At 68.3% G+C, this 18,359-nt stretch carries 11 protein-coding genes; all 11 read right to left on the reverse strand.

Annotated elements, in window-relative coordinates:
• A complete protein-coding gene (locus C1933_RS09300; RefSeq protein WP_108749544.1) occupies nucleotides 1-741 on the reverse strand; it encodes a flagellar motor protein in 741 nt (246 codons plus the stop codon).
• Nucleotides 742-842: 101 nt separating this feature from the next.
• Entirely contained in the window at nucleotides 843-2,684 is a 1,842-nt protein-coding gene (locus C1933_RS09305) for a chemotaxis protein CheA (protein ID WP_108753021.1), read from the reverse strand.
• A gap of 2 nt (nucleotides 2,685-2,686) precedes the next feature.
• On the reverse strand, nucleotides 2,687-3,292 hold the full coding sequence (locus C1933_RS09310; protein ID WP_108753022.1) for a protein phosphatase CheZ: 606 nt from the start codon (nucleotides 3,290-3,292) through the stop codon (nucleotides 2,687-2,689).
• Nucleotides 3,292-3,684 carry a chemotaxis response regulator CheY gene (gene cheY / locus C1933_RS09315; protein ID WP_005413247.1) on the reverse strand — a complete coding sequence of 131 codons (393 nt, stop codon included), beginning with the start codon at nucleotides 3,682-3,684 and terminating at the stop codon, nucleotides 3,292-3,294. The genes C1933_RS09310 and cheY overlap by 1 nt, the downstream gene beginning before the upstream one ends.
• 19 nt (nucleotides 3,685-3,703) lie before the next feature.
• Nucleotides 3,704-4,447: an RNA polymerase sigma factor FliA gene (locus C1933_RS09320; protein WP_108749547.1), complete on the reverse strand. Its 744-nt coding sequence runs from the start codon at nucleotides 4,445-4,447 to the stop codon at nucleotides 3,704-3,706.
• A complete protein-coding gene (locus tag C1933_RS09325; RefSeq protein WP_108753023.1) occupies nucleotides 4,444-5,331 on the reverse strand; it encodes a P-loop NTPase in 888 nt (295 codons plus the stop codon). Before C1933_RS09325 ends, C1933_RS09320 begins: the two co-directional genes overlap by 4 nt.
• Nucleotides 5,318-6,970, reverse strand: a complete 1,653-nt coding sequence (gene flhF / locus C1933_RS09330) for a flagellar biosynthesis protein FlhF (protein ID WP_108753024.1) — start codon at nucleotides 6,968-6,970, stop codon at nucleotides 5,318-5,320. The genes C1933_RS09325 and flhF overlap by 14 nt, the downstream gene beginning before the upstream one ends.
• 145 nt (nucleotides 6,971-7,115) lie before the next feature.
• Nucleotides 7,116-9,221, reverse strand: coding sequence for a flagellar biosynthesis protein FlhA (flhA, locus tag C1933_RS09335; RefSeq protein WP_108753025.1), 2,106 nt, complete (start codon nucleotides 9,219-9,221; stop codon nucleotides 7,116-7,118).
• The gene (gene flhB / locus C1933_RS09340; RefSeq protein ID WP_108753026.1) at nucleotides 9,218-10,348 is read right to left on the reverse strand and encodes a flagellar biosynthesis protein FlhB; all 1,131 of its coding nucleotides are present in this window, start codon (nucleotides 10,346-10,348) and stop codon (nucleotides 9,218-9,220) included. The genes flhA and flhB overlap by 4 nt, the downstream gene beginning before the upstream one ends.
• Nucleotides 10,349-10,685: 337 nt before the next feature.
• Entirely contained in the window at nucleotides 10,686-12,035 is a 1,350-nt protein-coding gene (locus tag C1933_RS09345) for a hypothetical protein (RefSeq protein ID WP_108753027.1), read from the reverse strand.
• Nucleotides 12,032-18,355, reverse strand: coding sequence for an AAA domain-containing protein (locus C1933_RS09350; RefSeq protein WP_108753028.1), 6,324 nt, complete (start codon nucleotides 18,353-18,355; stop codon nucleotides 12,032-12,034). Before C1933_RS09350 ends, C1933_RS09345 begins: the two co-directional genes overlap by 4 nt.
• Between the last annotated feature and the right edge of the window lie 4 nt (nucleotides 18,356-18,359).

Here is an 18,359-nt window from a genome sequence, read left to right on the forward strand (position 1 = left end):
TCAGTGCAGGAAGCCGGAAAGGTTGGTTTCGATGTTGCGCGGGTTCTCGCCCTGGGCAATCGAGATCAGGCCTTCGATCACCATTTCGCGGTCGCGCGAGTTGTGGGCGATCACGCCCTTCAGCTTGGCCGCGATAGGCAGGAACAGCAGGTTGGCCGAAGCGATGCCGTAGATGGTGGCGGTGAACGCGGCGGCGATGCCGTGGCCCAGCTTGCTGGGGTCGGCCAGGTTCTTCATGACCGCGATCAGGCCCAGCACGGCACCGATGATGCCCAGCGTGGGCGCATAGATGCCCATGGCTTCGAACACCTTGGCGCCGGCCTGGTCCTGGTGCTCCTGGCTGCCCAGTTCGATTTCCAGCATGTGCCGGATCGATTCGGGCTCTACGCCGTCCACCAGCAGCTGCAGGCCCTTGCGCAGGAACGGATCGCGCTGTGCTTCCACCTGCGATTCCAGGCCCAGCAGGCCCTGGCGGCGGGCGATGTTGCTCCATTCCACGATCTGCTGGATCAGTTCGCGACGGTCGCTGTGCGGCGGGCGCACGACCCAGCGCACGATCTTGAAGGCGTGCTTGAACACGGCCGGGGCGGTGTGCAGCAGGATGGCCGCCACGGTACCGACGATCACGATCACGAAGGCGGCCGGCGACCACAGCGAGGCCAGGCCGGCGCCCTTCAGGATGCTGCCGCCGACCAGTGAGGCCAGGGCAAGGAAAAGTCCAATGAGGCTGAGTCTATCCATGGGTCCGGTATCGGCGTGTGTGAATGGGACTTGAGACACCGGTGGCGCGTGTACAGACGGTAGTCACAGTTTTCGGGGTGCCGGGCAGCGCCCGGCCGGGTTCATCTCAGCCCGTCCACGTCCAGGATCAGGGCCATGCGGCCATCGCCGATCAGCGTTGCACCGGCGTAGCCACGCAGGCCGCGCAGCGCCTTGGGCAGCGGCTTGATGACCACTTCTTCGCGGCCACGCACCTGGTCCACCACCAGCCCGAAACGGGCCTCGCCGGCCTGCAGCACCACGATGGTCAGCAGGCTGGAGGCGGCGGGGGTGACATCCAGCCACTGCCGCAGGTCGATCAGCGGCAGGGTGTGCGAGCGGCGGTCGAGCACGGCGCGGCCATCGAACCAGCCCAGCGAGGTGCGCGGTGCATGCAGCACTTCCATCACGCGGGCCAGCGGCAGGGCGTAGACATCTTCGCCGGCCTGCACCAGCAGGGTCGGCAGGATGGCCAGGGTGAGCGGCACGCGGATCAGGAAGCGGCTGCCACGACCCAGTTCGGACTGGATCTGGATCTGCCCGCTCAGTTCGCGGATGCGCGACTGCACCACGTCCATGCCCACGCCGCGGCCGGAAATGTCGGTGACCTGCTGCTTGGTGGAGAACCCAGGCAGGAACACCAGGTGCAGGCATTCCTCGCTGCTCAGGCGGGCGGCGGCTTCTGGATCGATCAGGCCCTTCTCGCGTGCCTTGGCGCGCAGCTTTTCCGGGTCGATGCCGGCGCCGTCGTCCTGCACTTCAATGCTGACGTAGTCGCCTTCCTGCTGTGCCGACAGGCGCACATGGCCCATGCGCGGCTTGCCCTGTGCTTCGCGCAGGTCCGGCATTTCCACACCATGGTCGATGGCGTTGCGCACCAGGTGCACCAGCGGATCGGCCAGCGCTTCCACCAGGTTGCGGTCCAGTTCGGTTTCGGCGCCGATCAGTTCCAGATCGACTTCCTTCTTCAGCGAACGGGCCACATCGCGGGCCACCTTCGGGAAGCGCGAGAACACCTTGCCGACCGGCTGCATGCGGGTGCGCATGACCGCCGACTGCAGGCGCGCGGTGGCGATATCCAGGGTGGACACGGCACGGTCCAGCTCTTCATCGCGCAGGCGGGTGCGCAGCGTCTTCAGGCGGTTTCGTGACAGCACCAGTTCGCCGATCAGGTTGACGATGGCGTCCAGGCGCTTGGTGTCCACGCGCACGGTGTGCTCGGCTTCGGCCAGCGGCTTGGCCGCGGCGGGCTTGGCCGGCGCAGCGGCAGGTGCCGCCGCCGGCCGCGGCGCCGGGGCCGGAACCGGCGCTGCAGCCACCGGCTTGCTGCCGGGTGCGGCGCCGCCATGCAGCTGGTCCAGCAACGCTTCAAATTCGTCTTCGCTGATCAGGCCGTCGTCGGCCTTCTTCGCCGGCGCCACGGCCGTGGGCGCGCCGCCGCCGTGCAACTGGTCCAGCAGCGCTTCGAACTCATCGTCGGTGATCAGGTCGCTGCCGCCGGCAGCCGGTGCGGCTGCCGCCGTGGTGCTGGCAGCAGGTGCGGCGCCGCCATGCACGTCGAACTGGGCGATCAGTTCCGGCGGGGCGTAACCCGGCTCGGTGCCCGATGAAACGGCGTCGAGCATGGACTGCAGGTAATCCAGCGACTGCTGCGCCGCGTCGAAGTGGTGCGACTGCAGCACGGCCTGGCCGGCACGGGCCGAACCCAGTGCTTCTTCGGCGGCGTGGCACAGCTCGACCATGGCGGTGATGCCGAGGAAGCCGGCGCCGCCCTTCAGCGTGTGGTAGCCGCGGAACACGGCATTGAGCTGTTCGCTGTCCTGCGGTGCCTGTTCCAGCGACACCAGCTGTTCGCCCAGGCGATCGAGGATCTCCTGTGCTTCGATGATGAAATCGGCAGTGATGTCGTCGGCAACCGCGCTCATGCTTACAGCCCCAGGTCCGACAACAGGTCGTCGGCGTCGTTCTGCGAGACCGCGTGGCGGTCCAGTCCCTTCAGTGCCGGCCCGGCCAGTTCCGGGTCGGTGCGATGCTGTTCCGGCGGCAGGCCGAGCGCGCCGAAGCCTTCGTGCACGCGGCGGACGATGCCGACCACGCGACGGATGATCTGCCCGGTCAGGTCCTGGTAGCTCTGGGTCAGGGCGATCTCGGTCAGGTTGTGGCGGATGCGCTCCAGCTGCACGTCCTGGCCGGGCTGCAGGCCATCGGCGCGCAGCTGTTCGGTCAGGGCGCGGCATTCTTCGGCCAGGTCCAGGGTGCGGTGGGTGGCCTGTTCGGTCATGGCCACCACGTGGTCCAGGCGCGCGCAGGCGTCATCCAGTTCGCCGGCTTCGTCGGGCACGGTCGGCAGCTCGCCCAGGGCCTGGCCCAGTTCACGGGCCAGCCGCGAAAGGCCGCTCATCATCGGCTGGGTGCGTGCGGCTACCAGGCTGTCGATGCGCTGGCGCCAGGCGCTCTCATCGCCTGCATCCAGTGCATCCAGTGCTTCCTGCAGGCGCAGGGCCAGGGCGCTCTTGTCGACCGTGGTATCCATCAGGCGCTGGCCGCCAGGCGTTCGAAGATCTTGCCCAGCTTTTCTTCCAGCGTCTGCGCGGTGAACGGCTTGATGATGTAGCCGTTCACCCCGTTCTGTGCCGCTTCGATGATCTGCTCGCGCTTGGCTTCGGCGGTGACCATCAGCACCGGCAGGGTCTTCAGCTTGGCGTCGGCGCGGATGGCCTTGAGCAGTTCGATGCCGGTCATGACCGGCATGTTCCAGTCGGTCACCACGAAATCGAAGGGCTGGCTCTGCAGCAGTGACAACGCAGCATGCCCGTCCTCGGCTTCGGCGGTATTGGTGAAGCCCAGATCGCCCAGCAGGTTCTTGACGATGCGACGCATGGTCGAAAAGTCGTCAACGATCAGGATGCGCATGTTCTTGTTCAAAGCAGAGTTCCTTTGTTGTTCAATTCTCGAGGCCGGCGTCGGCCGCCTCGAAGACTTTCAGTCGGCCACGCAGGCGCAGCACTGCCTGGCCATGGATCTGGCAGACCCGCGATTCGCTCACGCCGAGCACCGCGCCGATCTCTTTCAGGTTCAGTTCCTGCTCGTAGTAGAGCGAGAGCACCAGCTGTTCGCGTTCGGGCAGGTGGCCGATGGCCTTGCCCAGCTCGCGCCCGAATTCGCCGCGCTCCAGCACCTGCTGCGGGGTGGGCCCGCCCTGGGCGATGGTGTCCAGCTCGCCCTGGTCTTCGATGCGCGATTCCAGGCTCAGCACCTGGCCGCGCGAGGCGTCTTCCATCAGGCGCAGGTAGTCCGGCAGCGGCATCTCCATGGCGGCGGCCACTTCGGTAGCGCTGGCGGCGCGGCCGCTGCTCTGTTCCAGGCGGCGGATGGTGGCGGCGGCATCGCGGGCGCGGCGGTGTACCGAACGCGGTACCCAGTCGCCGCGGCGGATCTCGTCGATCATCGAGCCGCGGATGCGGATCGAGGCATAGGTTTCAAACGAAGCGCCCTGGTCGGCGTCGTAGCTGCGCGAGGCCTCGATCAGACCCATCATGCCGGCCTGGATCAGGTCGTCCACTTCCACGCTGGCCGGCAGGCGCGCGGCCAGGTGGTGGGCGATGCGCCGCACCAGGTCCGAGTGCTGCACGATCACGTCGGTGGCCGAGGCGCGCTGCACCTCTTTGTACTGGGCTGCGCCTTTCATGCGGTCACCCCGCGCTGCTTCAGGATGCGTTCCAGGAAGAATTCAACGCCACCGCGCGGCTCGGTCGGGGCCTGCCAGCGGGCGGTGCGGCGGGCGATCTCGGTGATCGCCAGCGCGGCCGGGCTGGACGGGTAGGCCTTCACCACCGGCTGCTGGCGCTGCACCGAAAGGCGCAGCCAGTCATCCTGCGGCACGCAGCCCAGGTAGTTCAGCGAGACATCGGCCAGGAACTTCTCGCAGACGCGGGTCAGCTTTTCATACAGCACGCGGCCCTCGTTGGGGTCGCGCACCATGTTGGCCACCACCTGGATGCGGTCCACGCCACGTTCGCGCGACAGCACCTTGATCAGGGCGTAGGCGTCGGTGATCGAGGCCGGCTCATCGCAGACCACCACCACGGTGTCCTGCGCGGCCTGGCAGAAGGTCAGCACGCCGTCGTTGATGCCGGCGGCGGTGTCCACCACCATGATGTCCAGGTCGCGTTCCAGTTCGGAGAACACGTTGACCAGGCCCACGTGCTCGGCCGGGGCCAGTTCGGCCATGTGCCGGCGGCCCGACGCGGCCGGGACCACCAGCACGCCGTTGGGGCCTTCGATGATGACATCGTCCAGCGAGCAGCGGCCGGCCACCAGATCGGCCAGGGTGAAGGTCGGGTTCAGGCCCAGGATCACGTCGATGTTGGCCAGGCCCAGGTCGGCGTCCAGCAACAGGGTGCGCTTGCCCATGCCCGCCAGCGCCACGGCCAGGTTGGCCGACACGTTGGTCTTGCCCACGCCGCCCTTGCCGCCGGTCACCGCAATGGTGCGCACAGGGCCCAGCGGCTCGCTGCGGGTGGCCGTCAGCGGGAAGGTGGTGGTCAGCTTGGCGTACTCACGCGACGGCATGGTTCAACTCCGGGTTGCAGGGCATATCGGCCGCTCGGCGCAAATCTTCAAGGCGAAGTACAAGATTGGCTGCAGATGCACGGTGCAGGTCGTCCGGCACGTCCTGGCCATCGGTCACCCAGGTGATCGGCAGCTGGTGGTCCACGGCCACCGACAGGGCGTTGCCGAAGCGGCCTGTCTCGTCCAGCTTGCTCAGCACCAGGCCCTGCAGGTTGGCCGCGCCGAAGCGGCGGACCACCTCGTCCATGTCGCCGAAGCTGGTGTTGGCCGGCAGCACCAGCAGGGTGCGCACCTGGCGGGCGGCGCGCAGCCACTGCAGCTGGGCGGCCAGCGCGCGGTCGCGCGGGCCCAGGCCGGCGGTGTCGATCAGCACCAGCTTGTAGTCCTTCAGGCGTTCCAGCAGCTGGTCCAGGTCGGTGCCGCTGTTGGCTTCGTGCACCGCGATGCCGAGCTGGCGGCCGTAGCCGTACAGCTGTTCACGGGCGCCCACGCGGAGGGTGTCGGTGGTGACCAGGGCCACATCGCGGGCGGCGTGGCTTTCGGCGAAGCGCGAGGCCAGCTTGGCGATGGTGGTGGTCTTGCCGGCGCCGGTGGGGCCGACCAGGGCGATCACACCGCCTTCTTCCAGCGGATCGACCGGGGCGATCGGCAGCTTGCGCGAGATCAGCCCCAGCATCAGGCCGCGGCCACGGTGGGCCTCGGTCTCGGCCGGAATCTGCATGGCCACGTCGCGGGCCAGGCCGGCATCGAAGCCGTACTCGTCCATCAGGTCCAGCGCCGCACCGCGCACCGCGTTGCCACGCAGGCGTTCGTCGGTGAAGCGGTTCATCTCTCGCTCGATCACCTGGCGCATGCCGGCCACTTCCTGGCGCAGCTGGCGGATCTCGGCGTCATCCTGGGCCACCACGGTCACCACCGGCGCCGGCATCAGCTGCGGGGCCGGTTCGGGCTGCGGCGCGGCTGCGGCCAGTGCCGGGGACGGTTGCTCGGCGGCCATCGGCGGCTCGGCGGCGATCACGGCTGCGGTGGTTGCTTCGGCTGCTACCGGCAGCGGCGGCGGCAGGGCGGCAGTGTCCTGCGGTTCGTCGTGCGGCGGATCGATCAGGAAGCGGGCGCGGTTGATCGGGGCCGGTGCAGCGGCCTCAGCGGCCGGTGCCGGCGGGGCGACGATGGCCTGGGCGAACGGGGCGAAGATCTGTTCCGGCAGTGCCGGTTCGTTGACGCTGGCGCGGGCCAGGGTGTCGGCGAAGCCGGTGCTGCCGCGGGTCGGCACGATCTCGTCGGCGCTGTCCAGGGTGCGGCCGGTGGCACCGACGGCGGCGCGGGCCAGGGCCGCCACGGCCGAGGTGGTGGCCGCGATCGGCTCCGGCGCCGGGGTGGCGCTGCGGCGGCGGGTGACCGCGGCGATGACGGCATCGGCGGCGGTGCGCGGCTTCGGTGCCGGCGGCGGCGCGACATCGCGGCGCGAGGCATCCAGTGCGCGCTGCACCACGCCTTCGTCGTAATGGGCGGCGGCCACGATTTCGATGCCTTCTTCGATCCGGCGGTTGGACAGGATCACGGCATCGGGCCCGTGTTCCTTGCGCACCAGGTTCATGGCCGAGCGCATGTCGGCGGCGACGAAGCGTTTGATTTTCATGCTGTGATCACGGGTCGAAGACGGCGGATTGGCGGTCGGAGAACGCGGGTGGTCGGTGGTCTGCACGGTTCGGGTTCCCCTTGGAATCTGTCGGTTGCTGCAAGTGAAGAGTGGTGTCTGTTTTCTGGCGCTGCGGAGGGCGGCGTCAGCTGATCGTTCCGACCAGCTTCAGGCGCTTGTCCTCCGGCACCTCGCTGTAGGCCAGGACCGACAGCGAGGGAACGCTGTGGCGGACCAGGCGGGCCAGCGCGGCGCGCACCGGGCCCGGTACCAGCACAACCGCGGGCTCGTTGCGGGCTTCCTGCTTGCTGACACATTCGGCCAGGCTCTGGTGCAGTCGCTCAGCGAGTCCGGGTTCCAGCGCGGCGCCGTTGCCCTGCGTGGACTCCTGCAAGACACGTTCCAATTGCGGGTTGAGGGTGAACACCGGCAGCTCCGCCGACATTCCGGCGATCTCCTGCACGATGAAGCGGCCCAGCGCGTTGCGCACGGCAGCGGTAAGGGTGGCCGGGTCCTGGCTGGACGGGGCGTGCTCGACCAGCGCTTCGGCGATCTTGCGCAGCTGGCGGATCGGAATGCGTTCGATCAGCAGGTTCTGCAGCACGCGCACCACCGCCGACAGCGGCAGCGCCTTGGGCGTCAGATCTTCGACGAGCTTGGGCGCGCTCTTGCCCAGGTTGGCCAGCAGGTGCTGCACTTCTTCGTGGCCCAGCAGTTCCGGCGCATGCTCGCGGATCAGGTGCGACAGGTGGGTGGCGACCACGGTGGCCGGGTCGACCACGGTGTAGCCCAGGGTTTCGGCCTGTGCACGCTGGTGCGGCTGGATCCAGGTGGCATCCAGGCCGAAGGCGGGGTCCTTGCCGGCAATGCCATCCAGCGGGCCCAGCGCACTGCCCGGGTCCAGCGCCAGTTCGCGGTCGGGGTGGATTTCGGCGGTGGCCACCGGCACGCCGTGCACCAGTACGCGGTAGGCGTTGGCGGCCAGTTCCAGGTTGTCGCGGATATGCACCGAGGGAATCAGGAAGCCGACATCCTGGGTCAGCTTGCGGCGCACGCCCTTGATGCGCGCCATCAATTCGCCGCCCTGGTTGCTGTCCACCAGCGGAATCAGGCGATAGCCCACTTCCAGACCCAGCGGATCGACCGGGCGCAGTTCGTCCCAGCTCAGTTCGGCGGTCGCTGCCGGCGCGGCAGGGCGGCCCAGCGCGTTCACCGCGCCGTTCTCTGCAGCGTTGGCGGCGGCGTCGGCCGCCGGCAGCTGGGTCTTGCGGTACAGCTTCCAGGCAATGAAGCCCAGAATGGCGGCCAGCGTCAGGAAAGCGACGTTGGGCATGCCCGGCACCAGGCCGACCAGGCCGATGATGCCGGCGGTGATGGCCAGCGCGCGGTACTGGCCAAACACCTGGCCGGTCATGGCCTGGGCCATGTCCTGTGAACGCGAGGCGCGGGTGACCAGCATGGCCACGGCGCTGGATACCAGCAGGGCCGGCAGCTGCGCTACCAGGCCGTCGCCGATGGACAGCAGGGTGTAGGTGGCCGCCGCTTCACCGAACGGCATGCCATGTTGCAGCACGCCCACGGCCAGGCCGCCCAGCATGTTGATGAACAGAATCAGGATGCCGGCGATCGCATCGCCGCGGATGAACTTGCTGGCGCCGTCCATCGCACCGTAGAAGTCGGCTTCTTCGCGAACTTCCTCGCGGCGGGCCTTGGCCTCTTCACGCGTCAGCAAACCGGCGTTCAGATCGGCGTCGATGGCCATCTGCTTGCCGGGCATGGCGTCCAGGATGAAGCGGGCGGTCACTTCCGAAACGCGGCCGGCACCCTTGGTGATGACCACGAAATTGATGATGGTCAGGATTGCGAAGACCACGATGCCGACCGCGTAGTTGCCACCGATCACGAACTCGCCGAAGGCGGCGATCACCTTGCCGGCCGCTTCGTGGCCGTTCTGGCCGTTGAGCAGGATCACGCGGGTGGAGGCCACGTTCAGCGCCAGGCGCAGCATGGTGGTGACCAGCAGCACGATGGGGAAGATGGTGAAATCCAGCGGGCGCTTCACGTAGACCACCGCCAGCAGCACCATCAGCGAGATGGCGATGTTGAAGGTGAACAGCGCATCGAGCACCGGGGCGGCCAGCGGTACCACCACCATGGCCAGCAGGGCCAGCACGATCAGCGGCGCGCCAAGACCCTGGCGGATCATGTCGAGCACGCGGCGGCTGTTGAAACCAGAGGTCTGGGCGTTCATGGGCGGCCTCCAGTGCCGAATTCATCCACGTCGATGTGGGGAGTGGACGGCATCGGGCCGGTCCGCCAGCTGCGCAGCTGGTAGACGTAGGACAGCACCTGGGCGACGGCTGAATACAGTCTCACGGGAATTTCCTTGCCGAGTTGACCCTCCCGATACAAGGCGCGTGCCAAAGGCGGGGCCGAGACGATGGCCACCTTGTTGCCGTCGGCCACTTCACGGATGCGCAGGGCGGTTTCGTCCACGCCCAGGGCGACCACGGTGGGGGCACTCATACGGCTGCCTTCGTACTTCAGGGCCACGGCGTAGTGGGTGGGGTTGACCACCACCACGTCGGCGGTGGGCACCGCTTCCATCATGCGGCGGTTGGCCATCTGCTGCTGCAGCTGGCGGATGCGCCCCTTCACTTCGGGGCTGCCCTCGCTTTCCTTCATTTCCCGGCGCAGCTCTTCACGGGTCATCTTCAGCTTGCGCATCCAGTTCCAGCGCTGGTAAGGCGCATCGATGGCGCCCAGCAGCAGCATGGCGCCGGCGGTGGCCAGCAGCAGCTTCAGGGTGAAGGCCAGGCCGTGGCCGATGGCCGATTCCAGCGGCTGGTGCAGCAGCCCGCGCAGGGCATCGAAGCTGCTGGCAAAGACCAGGGCGGCCGCGGCGCCGACAAAGCCCACGCGCAGCAGCGACTTGGTGAACTCGGCCACGGCCTCGGCACCCCACATGCGCTTCAGGCCGGCGATCGGGCTGAGCCGTTTGGGGTCGGGCATCAGCGATTTGTTCGACCAGCGCAGCCCGCCCATCACCAGCGGGGACAGGAAGCTGGCCAGGAAGCAGACCACCAGCAGCGGCCAGCAGGCCAGGATCAGGCGCAGGAACAGCCAGCCGAAGTGGCCGAACAGGGCTTGCGGGTTCTGCCACAGGGCCGGTTCGGGGCTGAGCGCGGCGCGCATCCAGGCATGGCCGCCGGCGGCAATGGAGCTGCTGGTGGCCATGATGGCGATGACTGCCGCGCCGAACACCGCCACGGTGGCCAGCTCGCGCGAACGCGGGATGTTGCCCTGTTCACGGGCGTCGCGCAGGCGTTTTTCTGTTGGTTGTTCGGTTTTTTCGCCTGCGTCTTCGTTTTCGGACATCGCGGTGCACTACGGCGGGGAGTGCCGGGGTGCGTGCAAGAACTGTTCCGTGACGGCAGAGCGGTGCCAACCAAGGTTGGCACCCACCAGGTTGGGGGCGGTTGGCACCTGCCAGAGCAGGGGTGGTAGCGCCGGGCCATGCCCGGCGGATGGCACCCACCGGAAGATGGCGGTAGCGCCGGGCCGTGCCCGGCGGGGTGAGAAGTGCCAACCAAGGTTGGCACCTACCAGAGCAGGGGCGGTAGCGCCGGGCCATGCGCGGCGGAGGTGAGAGGGTGCCAACCAAGGTTGGCACCTACCAGAGCAGGGGGGGGAGCGCCGGGCCATGCCCGGCGGATCAGGCCTGGCGGGGGCGGCTTGCGGAATCGGACAGCACGCGGGCGGGCTCGGGGCTGGCCTCCACTTCCTTCAGCGGTACCTCGCCCACGCCCAGCGCGCGCTCGATCTGCAGGTCGCTGCCCTGCGCATGCAGCTGTGCCTTGAGGCGCGAGAAATCGCCGCACCAGATGGCTTCCACGTCGCGGTCGCGGCTTCGGTCGCGCTCGGTGTGCATCGCCACGGCGCGGATCTGCAGCCGACCGCTGCCGGCATTGCCGCCCAGTTCCACGCCGTAGCCGGGGCTGGCCGGTCGACGCAGCACCACACGCCCCTGGTCGGACCAGGCCGTTGCCATGCCTTCGCGGACCTCGTAGCCCAGTTCGGCCAGGCCGGCCAGCAGCACGGCACGACGCGACGCAGCGGCCCGCACCTGGTGGTAGTGATCGATGGCGTGCTGGCATGACGCGGCCAAGGCCTGCAGGTGGGCAGCCGGCGCGCTGGCATCGGCGCCTGCAATCTGGCGCAGCAGTTCGCGGTGGTTGTCCCCGTCCAGCGTATCCAGCAGGTGCGCCAGGTCGTGCAGATGGGTGAGGTGGCTGCGCTGCTGGCGGCAGGTCGCAGCGGCGTTGGCCAGATCCAGCACCAGACTGTCCAGCAGCAGATTGCGCCGTTGCGTGTTGGGCTCGGCCTCCGCCGCACGCAGGGCGTCCTCGAATGAAGCGGCCGGTGCCGCTTCCTGCAGCAGCTGCAGCTCGGCAATGTGCCGGTCAATGCGCTGCAGTCGTGGGTCACGCTCGGCTGCCGGCGCCTGCCAGGTCGCGTTGCGTTCCTGGCCCTCCTCACGCAGCGCCTGGGCAAGGTTGCGCTGTGATGGGCTGAGTGCCTCGCGCGGCACGTCTGCGGCAAGCGCCAGCGTGGCGCGGGCCAACAGGCCTTCTGCATCGGCTTCGGTGCGGCCTTCCGCCAACCGGGTCAGGGCCTGCAACAGCGCTGCATCCACTGCCAGACCGCCGCTGCGCAGTGCGTTGAGCACCGTCGCCGCATTCTCCTGCTGGCGTCGGCTGCGTTGGCGCTGGGCGATGCGCTGTTCGATCGCATGCGCCTCGCGCTCGTCCAGGTCGGCGCGCAGCCAGGCTCGCTCGGCCTCCACCTGGCGGGCATAGCCTGCGTTGTCACTGATGGTCAGTGCCACACGCAGGCGCTCACGGCGCGCCAACACGGCGGTGCGCTGCGTCTGTTCCAGGGGCTGCAGCGTGTGGGCGCGTTCCAGCCAGCGCTCCACGTCGCGTTCAAGCAGGCGTAGCATGTCCTCGCGCAGGGCGCGCAGCTCGGCTTCGGACTGGATGCGGACCACCTTCGGACCACTCATGCCGACGCCTCCTGGTTGGACGCATGCAGGGGTTTGCTGGAGGGGTCGGCATGCCCCATGGCCTGTTCCACTGCCTGGCGCAAGCGTGCACGCTCGCCATCACCGTCGTGGTACCAGCCCTGCGATGACACACGGTGCAGCCTGGGAATGGCGCGCCCCAGTACTGCCGGGCGCCAGATTTCCCGGGCGCGGGCGCGCTGCAGCAGGGCGTGACTGGGCGCATCGCATTCGATGCCGATGGCGTACAGGCCGGTACTCGGGTCTTCAATGGCGAAATCCAGACCGAACGCATCGCCCTCGTTGGCTGGATTGGCCGCCCAGCCCAGCGATCGCAGATAGTCGCCCACGATGGCGACGAACCCGTCCTGCGCGCCGCGCGCGGCGGTGGGAACATGGCTGCGGTCGGTCTGCAGGCGGCCGAGCAGGCGCGTGCCGGCCTCGAATTCCCCTGCACACAGGGCGCGGGCATAGGCCAGGTAGCCCTGCAGGTAGTCGCGCGGGCTGGCGGGGGCGCGCTGGGTCGCGAACAGGTCCGACACATCGTTGATCGGCATCGAGGTGATCATCACCACCTTCTGCCGGGCACGGGTGACGGCCACGTTCAGCCGCCGCTCGCCGCCGGTCTGGCCGAGCACGCCGAAGTTGCGCCGGAACGTACCCTGGCCATTGCGGCCGAAAGTGGTGGAAAACACGATCACGTCGCGCTCGTCACCCTGCACGTTCTCCACGTTCTTGATGAACACCGACATGTCCTCGCCCTGCACGATGCGCTCGCGCTCCTGCTGCAGGGCCAGGCGGAAGGGCTCGTCCTCGCTGGCCCGCTGTTCCATCTGGTCCTCGATCAGCTCGGCCTGCTTGCGGTTGAAGGTCACCACGCCCACCGAAGGGCGCTGTGCCGGGGGCGCCTGCCACAGGTCCTGCAGGTAGGCCACCACGCGTTCGGCTTCCAGTGCATTGGTCTGGTTCTGGTACAGACCATCGACCTGGATCAGCTGCAACGGCTTGATCTGCTGGATGCGCGCCAGCGGGTGGCGTACCGGCACGTTGAGGCGGTTACCGTAGAAGGACGCGTTGGAGAAGCTGATCAGCTCGCGATACGCCGAGCGGTAGTGGATCTGCAGGGTCGTGCTTGGCAGGACGGTACGCGCCAACTGCAGCAGGTCTGGGCAGTCCTTGATCTCGCGGCGGTTCCAATCGTCCTCGAAGGCCTCGCGTTGGGCGTCGTCGGCCTCGGCGTCCGGTTCATCTCCATCGAACATCTCGGCCTCATCGCTTTCCACGCGGCTGGAGAAGAAGGCCGTGGGCGGCATCTGTTTTTCGTCACCGCTGACAATGGTGACCTTGCCCCGGAACAAGGTGGGAAGCGCGTACTCGACCGGCATCTGAGAGGCTTCGTCGTAGATCACGGTATCGAACAGGCCGGCCTGCAGCGGCAGCACACGACTGGCCACATCCGGATTCATCAGCCAGACCGGGCGCAGGTGCATCAGGCCCAGCGCGCTGCCCAGTTCGATGAACTCGCGCAGGCGCCGCGACCGGCGGCCGGTCAGCCGGGTAACATCTTCCCACTGCTTGCGGGTGCCCAGCGCGGCCATGTCCAAGTGGCTGCCCAGCAGTTCCCGGTTAAGGCGGCGCATCTGCCGGTCGGCCTCGGCCAGGGCCGTGATCTTCGCGCGGGCTTCGTCCTGGCTGAACTGCAGTTCGGGCAGGGCATGCTCGATACGATGCTTCCAACCAAGCCGGGCTTCGCGGTTCAGCAGCCGGCGCACGGCGCCTTCCAGCTGGTCGATGGGCAAGGCATCCAACTGCGCCTCACGCTGGCGCAGCAGCGCCAGCAACTGGCAGGCCGCTTCATCAAGCAGGCCGGCGCGGCCGCGGAACTGCTGATAGGCCGCCAGGCTGGGCAGCGCGCCGTGCAGACGGTCCAGCGCGAGCTGGTTGTCCAGGTTGCGCAGGACGTTGTGCCGCAACTGTTGGGCCAGCCGCTCGTCGAGCCAGTCGTCGAGCACCGCCAGGGGGCGCAGGCTGGCCTGGCGTGCGGCGTGCCTGAGCAGGGAGGCGTCCAGATCATCCAGCAGCACCTGCAACTGGGCTTTGTCGGCGGTCAGCATGGCGGTGTCGGTCTGCTGGGCGCGGGGCGACTGTGCCACGGCGCGGGCCAGTGTCTGCACCTCCAGCAGCCCGGTGATGTCCTGCTGCAGGTGTGGCAGCAGGTCGGCATCGCCATCGTCGCCCATCGCCGGCAGTCCCAGCGCCAGACGGGCGCTGTTGTACTGGTGGCGCAACGGGTTCATGTGCAGCGCCAGGCGCACGGCGCCCAGCAGGGCCGGCAGACCCACGCCAGACGTGGCGCTGCCATGGTCGCGCAGCAGGCGGTTGAGGCGGCCGCGCTGCACGATGTGGCGTGGATTCAACCGGGCCCACCAGCGGCTACGGCCCATCACCTCGGTAATGTCCTGTTCGTGCTGGCGCAGGGCGGCTTCATCCCGTCTGGCCAGCGCGGGCGACAGGCCGGGCAGGGCACTGCCGTGGGGCGCGCCGCGGAGATGTTGCTCGACCCGCCGCAACTGCACGATAAGTTGGTCGCCCGCCACCGGCTCGCCCGCGGTGGCGCTGCGGAACAGCGGCAGCCAACGCGCCAGACGCTGGCGTTGTTCGTCGCGCAGGGCCAACAACGTGGTCACATGCGCATCGATCCAGGTCCGGTACGGCGCCGCGTCCTCGATCTCGAAACTGGCAGGGTGTTCAGCCAATGTCTGCTTGCGTTGTTGTTCGGCCTGCATGAACGACTGCAGGCTTTCGGCGAATGCGTCCAGCGTGGCGGTGTCGGCGGCAAACGGGCGAAGGTCCGCCAGCGGGCTGTCTTCGTAGCGCGCTGGAAGCCACCAGCGCACCAGCGGGGCGCACTGCTCTTCCAGCGCGGTGAGCTGGGCCATGTCCAGTGCGCCCAGGCGTTGTCGCAGCGCGGGGAATTCCAGGGGCGGCGTGCCGCTTTCCAGTTCGATCAGTTCGCCCAGCAGTTGGCGATAACTGAGGTGGCTGAGCGGATCGATGCGGTGCAGGCTGTGCTGGAAGCGATCCAGGTCGCCCTCAAGCGCCTCGATACGGGCGGCGGTGCGCTCGCGCGCTGCGCGCCCGTCCGGGTCGCCACTGCCCCCGGCGAACAAGCGCTCCAACTGCTCACGGATGGAACGGATCACCGGTTCACGGTCGCGGTTCACGTCGTTGAGCATCACCACGCGCTGGTCCAGGCCTTCGGCAACCAGGCGCTTGTGCACGACTTCCAGGGCGGCGTGCTTCTGGCAGACGATCAACAGGCTGCGTCCACGACCGATGGCATCGGCCACCATGTTGACGATCGTCTGGCTCTTGCCGGTGCCCGGTGGCCCTTCGATCAACAGGCCTGGACCTTGCCGGGCCTGCAGGACCGCCGCTTCCTGGGATGGGTCGCTGGCCACGGTGAAGAAGCGTTGCAGCTCGGCCGGAGCGGAGGCCGCTGCCGCATCGCCAGCAGGCGGCGCCAGGCGCAGGGCCGTTTCCAGGCCCGTGCCGTTGGGGGGCAGCACCTTCAACTGGCGAAGGTCCTCGCCAATCGCCTGGCCCATGAAGGTGACATGGAACAGGACGGCGGCACATTCCAGCTCATCGCCCACCGGATCGACCACCACGTCGGGGCCCGGCAGTGCCGTCAGGCTGCGTGAGCGGACACGAGCCAGCATGCCGAAGGCATCCATCACGTCAGAGGCACGCAGCGACGAGCGGCCCAGCAGCTCATCGGCCGATGTCTGCCAGCGACGGAACGCGTCCGGACCCACGATGCTTTCCAGCGCTGGATTGATCCGCACTTCCTCGCGCTCGCCGTCGAAGGCGAGGTTGGCCAACCCGTGCTGGGCCAGTTCCATTTCCAGTCGCACCGGCCACAGCAGCAGGGGAATGATGCGTGCGCGTGCAGTGCTGCGTGGATCGCGGCTGAGCAGGAAGGGGAAGCCCAGGTACAGGCCGTCGATGCCGGTATCGCGCTTGTACAGGGTGCTCTGCCGCAACAGCGAACGCAGCCGCTGTTCCACCACTGGGCTGCGCTCGAAGGCTTCCGGATCGGCTGCTACGGCGCGCGCGTTGCGCTGCATCAGGTGGTCGAGCAGGGCGGCGGCAGGGCGCCGCGTGCTGTCCAGCTCGTGCATGTCCACCCGCGCAGTGGTCTTGCCGATGCTCATCCGCACCAGCGGTCCGCGCATGACCGCGGTGACCACCTTCTTCTCGAAGAAATCCAGGATCTGGGCAACGTACTGCTGCCGTTGCGGCTGCTGCCAGCGGCTGCCGGGAACGGCCAGCACCACCAGGGCGCGCGCCAGCGGCATGCGTCGTTCCAGACGGAACTGCTCGGCCCAGCTGTCGATGACCGGCATGCCACATCGGGCGAAGCCCAGGATGCGTTCGTCCATCGCTCGGTACAGCTCGCTGCGCGGGTGCTGCAGCAGCAGGGTGGCCGCGGCGGCATCCCATTCGTGAACGCCCGCCTTGGCCGCCAGTGCGGTGGCATCGGCGACGATGGCCTCGACCGAGCGGAACTGCCCGATGGCCGCACTGAGCAGCACGATCAGGTCTTCCTCGGTCACCAGCCGGCGTTCGGCCAGGCTCGCCAGTCCCGGGTGGTCCGTATCCGGCAGCAACCGCTGGCGCTCCTGCCATTGACTGGCAAGGCGTGCCCGCGAGGTGGACAGCAGGTACACACGCAGGACCTCTTCAATGAGGTCGATCTGCTGGTGCAGCGCGCGCTGTCGCACGTTCTGTGCGCGCAGCTTCAGCCGCGACAGCCAGGCATCGGTCTGCAGCTGTTCGAGCAGGTCCGGTACCGAGCCGCTGATCAGGCGGTAGCCTTCCAGCGGGTTCTCCAGCAGCCAGCCCGGGGTGACGATGCTGCCGCGATGGATGAGCGGCATTTCCGGATTGAGGATCTTCAGTGCCAGCATCAGCCGGAAATCCTCCTCCACGCCTTCGTGCTGGACCACCTGGCGCAGTGCCGACACCGTGGAGGGAGGAAGCCCGGCCTGGTCGGCCCAGGTGACGATGACGCCGCGCAACAGGCTGTCACGTGCCTCGTTCCAGTGCTCGGCCTGTGCGGCCTGCAGGGCGAAGAGCGCAGGCCGCTGGAAGCGTCGTTCGCCCAGGCGCAGGCTGGCGCCGTCTCCCTCGTCACGCTCCTGCGTGGCCGAGGGTGGCGCGGCGACGGCAAGGCCGGCCAACCAGGCCGAAACCTCCGGCCACTGCCAGCGCTGGTGGCGGTCACGCACCAGCAGGCCGCGCAGCAGTAGCTGCAGGTCAGGATCGATGTCCGCCGGAATCGGTACACCATTGGCCAGCACGTGGATCAGGTAGGCGTTGGCGTGGGTGCCTTCAAAGCAGCGGCCTTGGGTCAGCTGCTCCAGCAGGATCATGCCCAGGCTCCACCAGTCCGACGCGGCGGCGACGCCCCCGGCGATGGCTTCGGGTGCCATGTAGCGGCTTGTTTCAAGCGGCGAAACGATGTCCAGATCGTATTCGGACAAGCGCGCCGAGCCGAAGCCGCTGATGACCATGTCCAGCGGCGCGCGCGCGCGCACCAACAGGCTGGCCGGGCGCAGGTCACGGTGGCGCAGGCCTGCTTCGTTGAACGCATGCAGGGCCTGGCCCAGCTCGCGCACCACGTGGCGCACGGCATCGCCATCGGCGATGACGCTGCCGAGGTCGGCCAGGCTGCCGCCGGTCAGCATTTCCACCACCTCGTAGGCACGGTCGTCCCAACGGCCGGTCGCGATGATGTCCGGCACGTGGTCGCGCGGCAACCGTCGAATGACATCATAGACGGCAGGGTCAGGCTCTGCGCCCGCGCGGTACAGGGTGAGCACCGCCACCTGTCCGCTCTGCGCATGCTCGGCGTGGTAACGCTCGCGGATGCCATCGGTGCTGCTGATCTGGCGCAGCAGCCGCCACTGGTCGATCACCGTTTCGCCGGTGCCTGTATCGGCTTCGCCGCCGCTGGCATCTTCGACCACGGACGGTGCGCCGCCTGCGTCTGCGGGGGCGGGCTCGGCACCACACTGCAGGCACAGCAGGTCGCCGGGTTCCAGTGCGTGGCCGTTGCTGCAGTGGGCCTCCACCCGCGTGTCGTGCGGCGCTTCGGCGACCTCATCCTGGGTGCGCACGGTGCGCGGGCGCCAACCATCAGCATGGATGGGCTCGCCTGCCAGGTCCCAGCCGCAGGGCTGCGCGCCGATTGCACCGTCGCAGAACAGTTCATGCAGGCCGCGTTCGGTGTGGCAGTTGGGGCAGAATCGGATCATGCGG

It is taken from the genome of Stenotrophomonas sp. ZAC14D2_NAIMI4_6, assembly GCF_003086875.1.
Lineage (GTDB): Bacteria > Pseudomonadota > Gammaproteobacteria > Xanthomonadales > Xanthomonadaceae > Stenotrophomonas.

Coding starts and splice junctions, on each gene's coding strand:
- flhF (WP_108753024.1), bottom strand. CDS start 6,970: ATGAAAATCAAACGCTTCGTCGCCGCCGACATGCGCTCGGCCATGAAC.
- C1933_RS09325 (WP_108753023.1), bottom strand. CDS start 5,331: ATGCCGTCGCGTGAGTACGCCAAGCTGACCACCACCTTCCCGCTGACG.
- C1933_RS09305 (WP_108753021.1), bottom strand. CDS start 2,684: ATGAGCGCGGTTGCCGACGACATCACTGCCGATTTCATCATCGAAGCA.
- C1933_RS09310 (WP_108753022.1), bottom strand. CDS start 3,292: ATGGATACCACGGTCGACAAGAGCGCCCTGGCCCTGCGCCTGCAGGAA.
- flhB (WP_108753026.1), bottom strand. CDS start 10,348: ATGTCCGAAAACGAAGACGCAGGCGAAAAAACCGAACAACCAACAGAA.
- C1933_RS09350 (WP_108753028.1), bottom strand. CDS start 18,355: ATGATCCGATTCTGCCCCAACTGCCACACCGAACGCGGCCTGCATGAA.
- flhA (WP_108753025.1), bottom strand. CDS start 9,221: ATGAACGCCCAGACCTCTGGTTTCAACAGCCGCCGCGTGCTCGACATG.
- C1933_RS09320 (WP_108749547.1), bottom strand. CDS start 4,447: ATGAAAGGCGCAGCCCAGTACAAAGAGGTGCAGCGCGCCTCGGCCACC.
- C1933_RS09345 (WP_108753027.1), bottom strand. CDS start 12,035: ATGAGTGGTCCGAAGGTGGTCCGCATCCAGTCCGAAGCCGAGCTGCGC.
- C1933_RS09300 (WP_108749544.1), bottom strand. CDS start 741: ATGGATAGACTCAGCCTCATTGGACTTTTCCTTGCCCTGGCCTCACTG.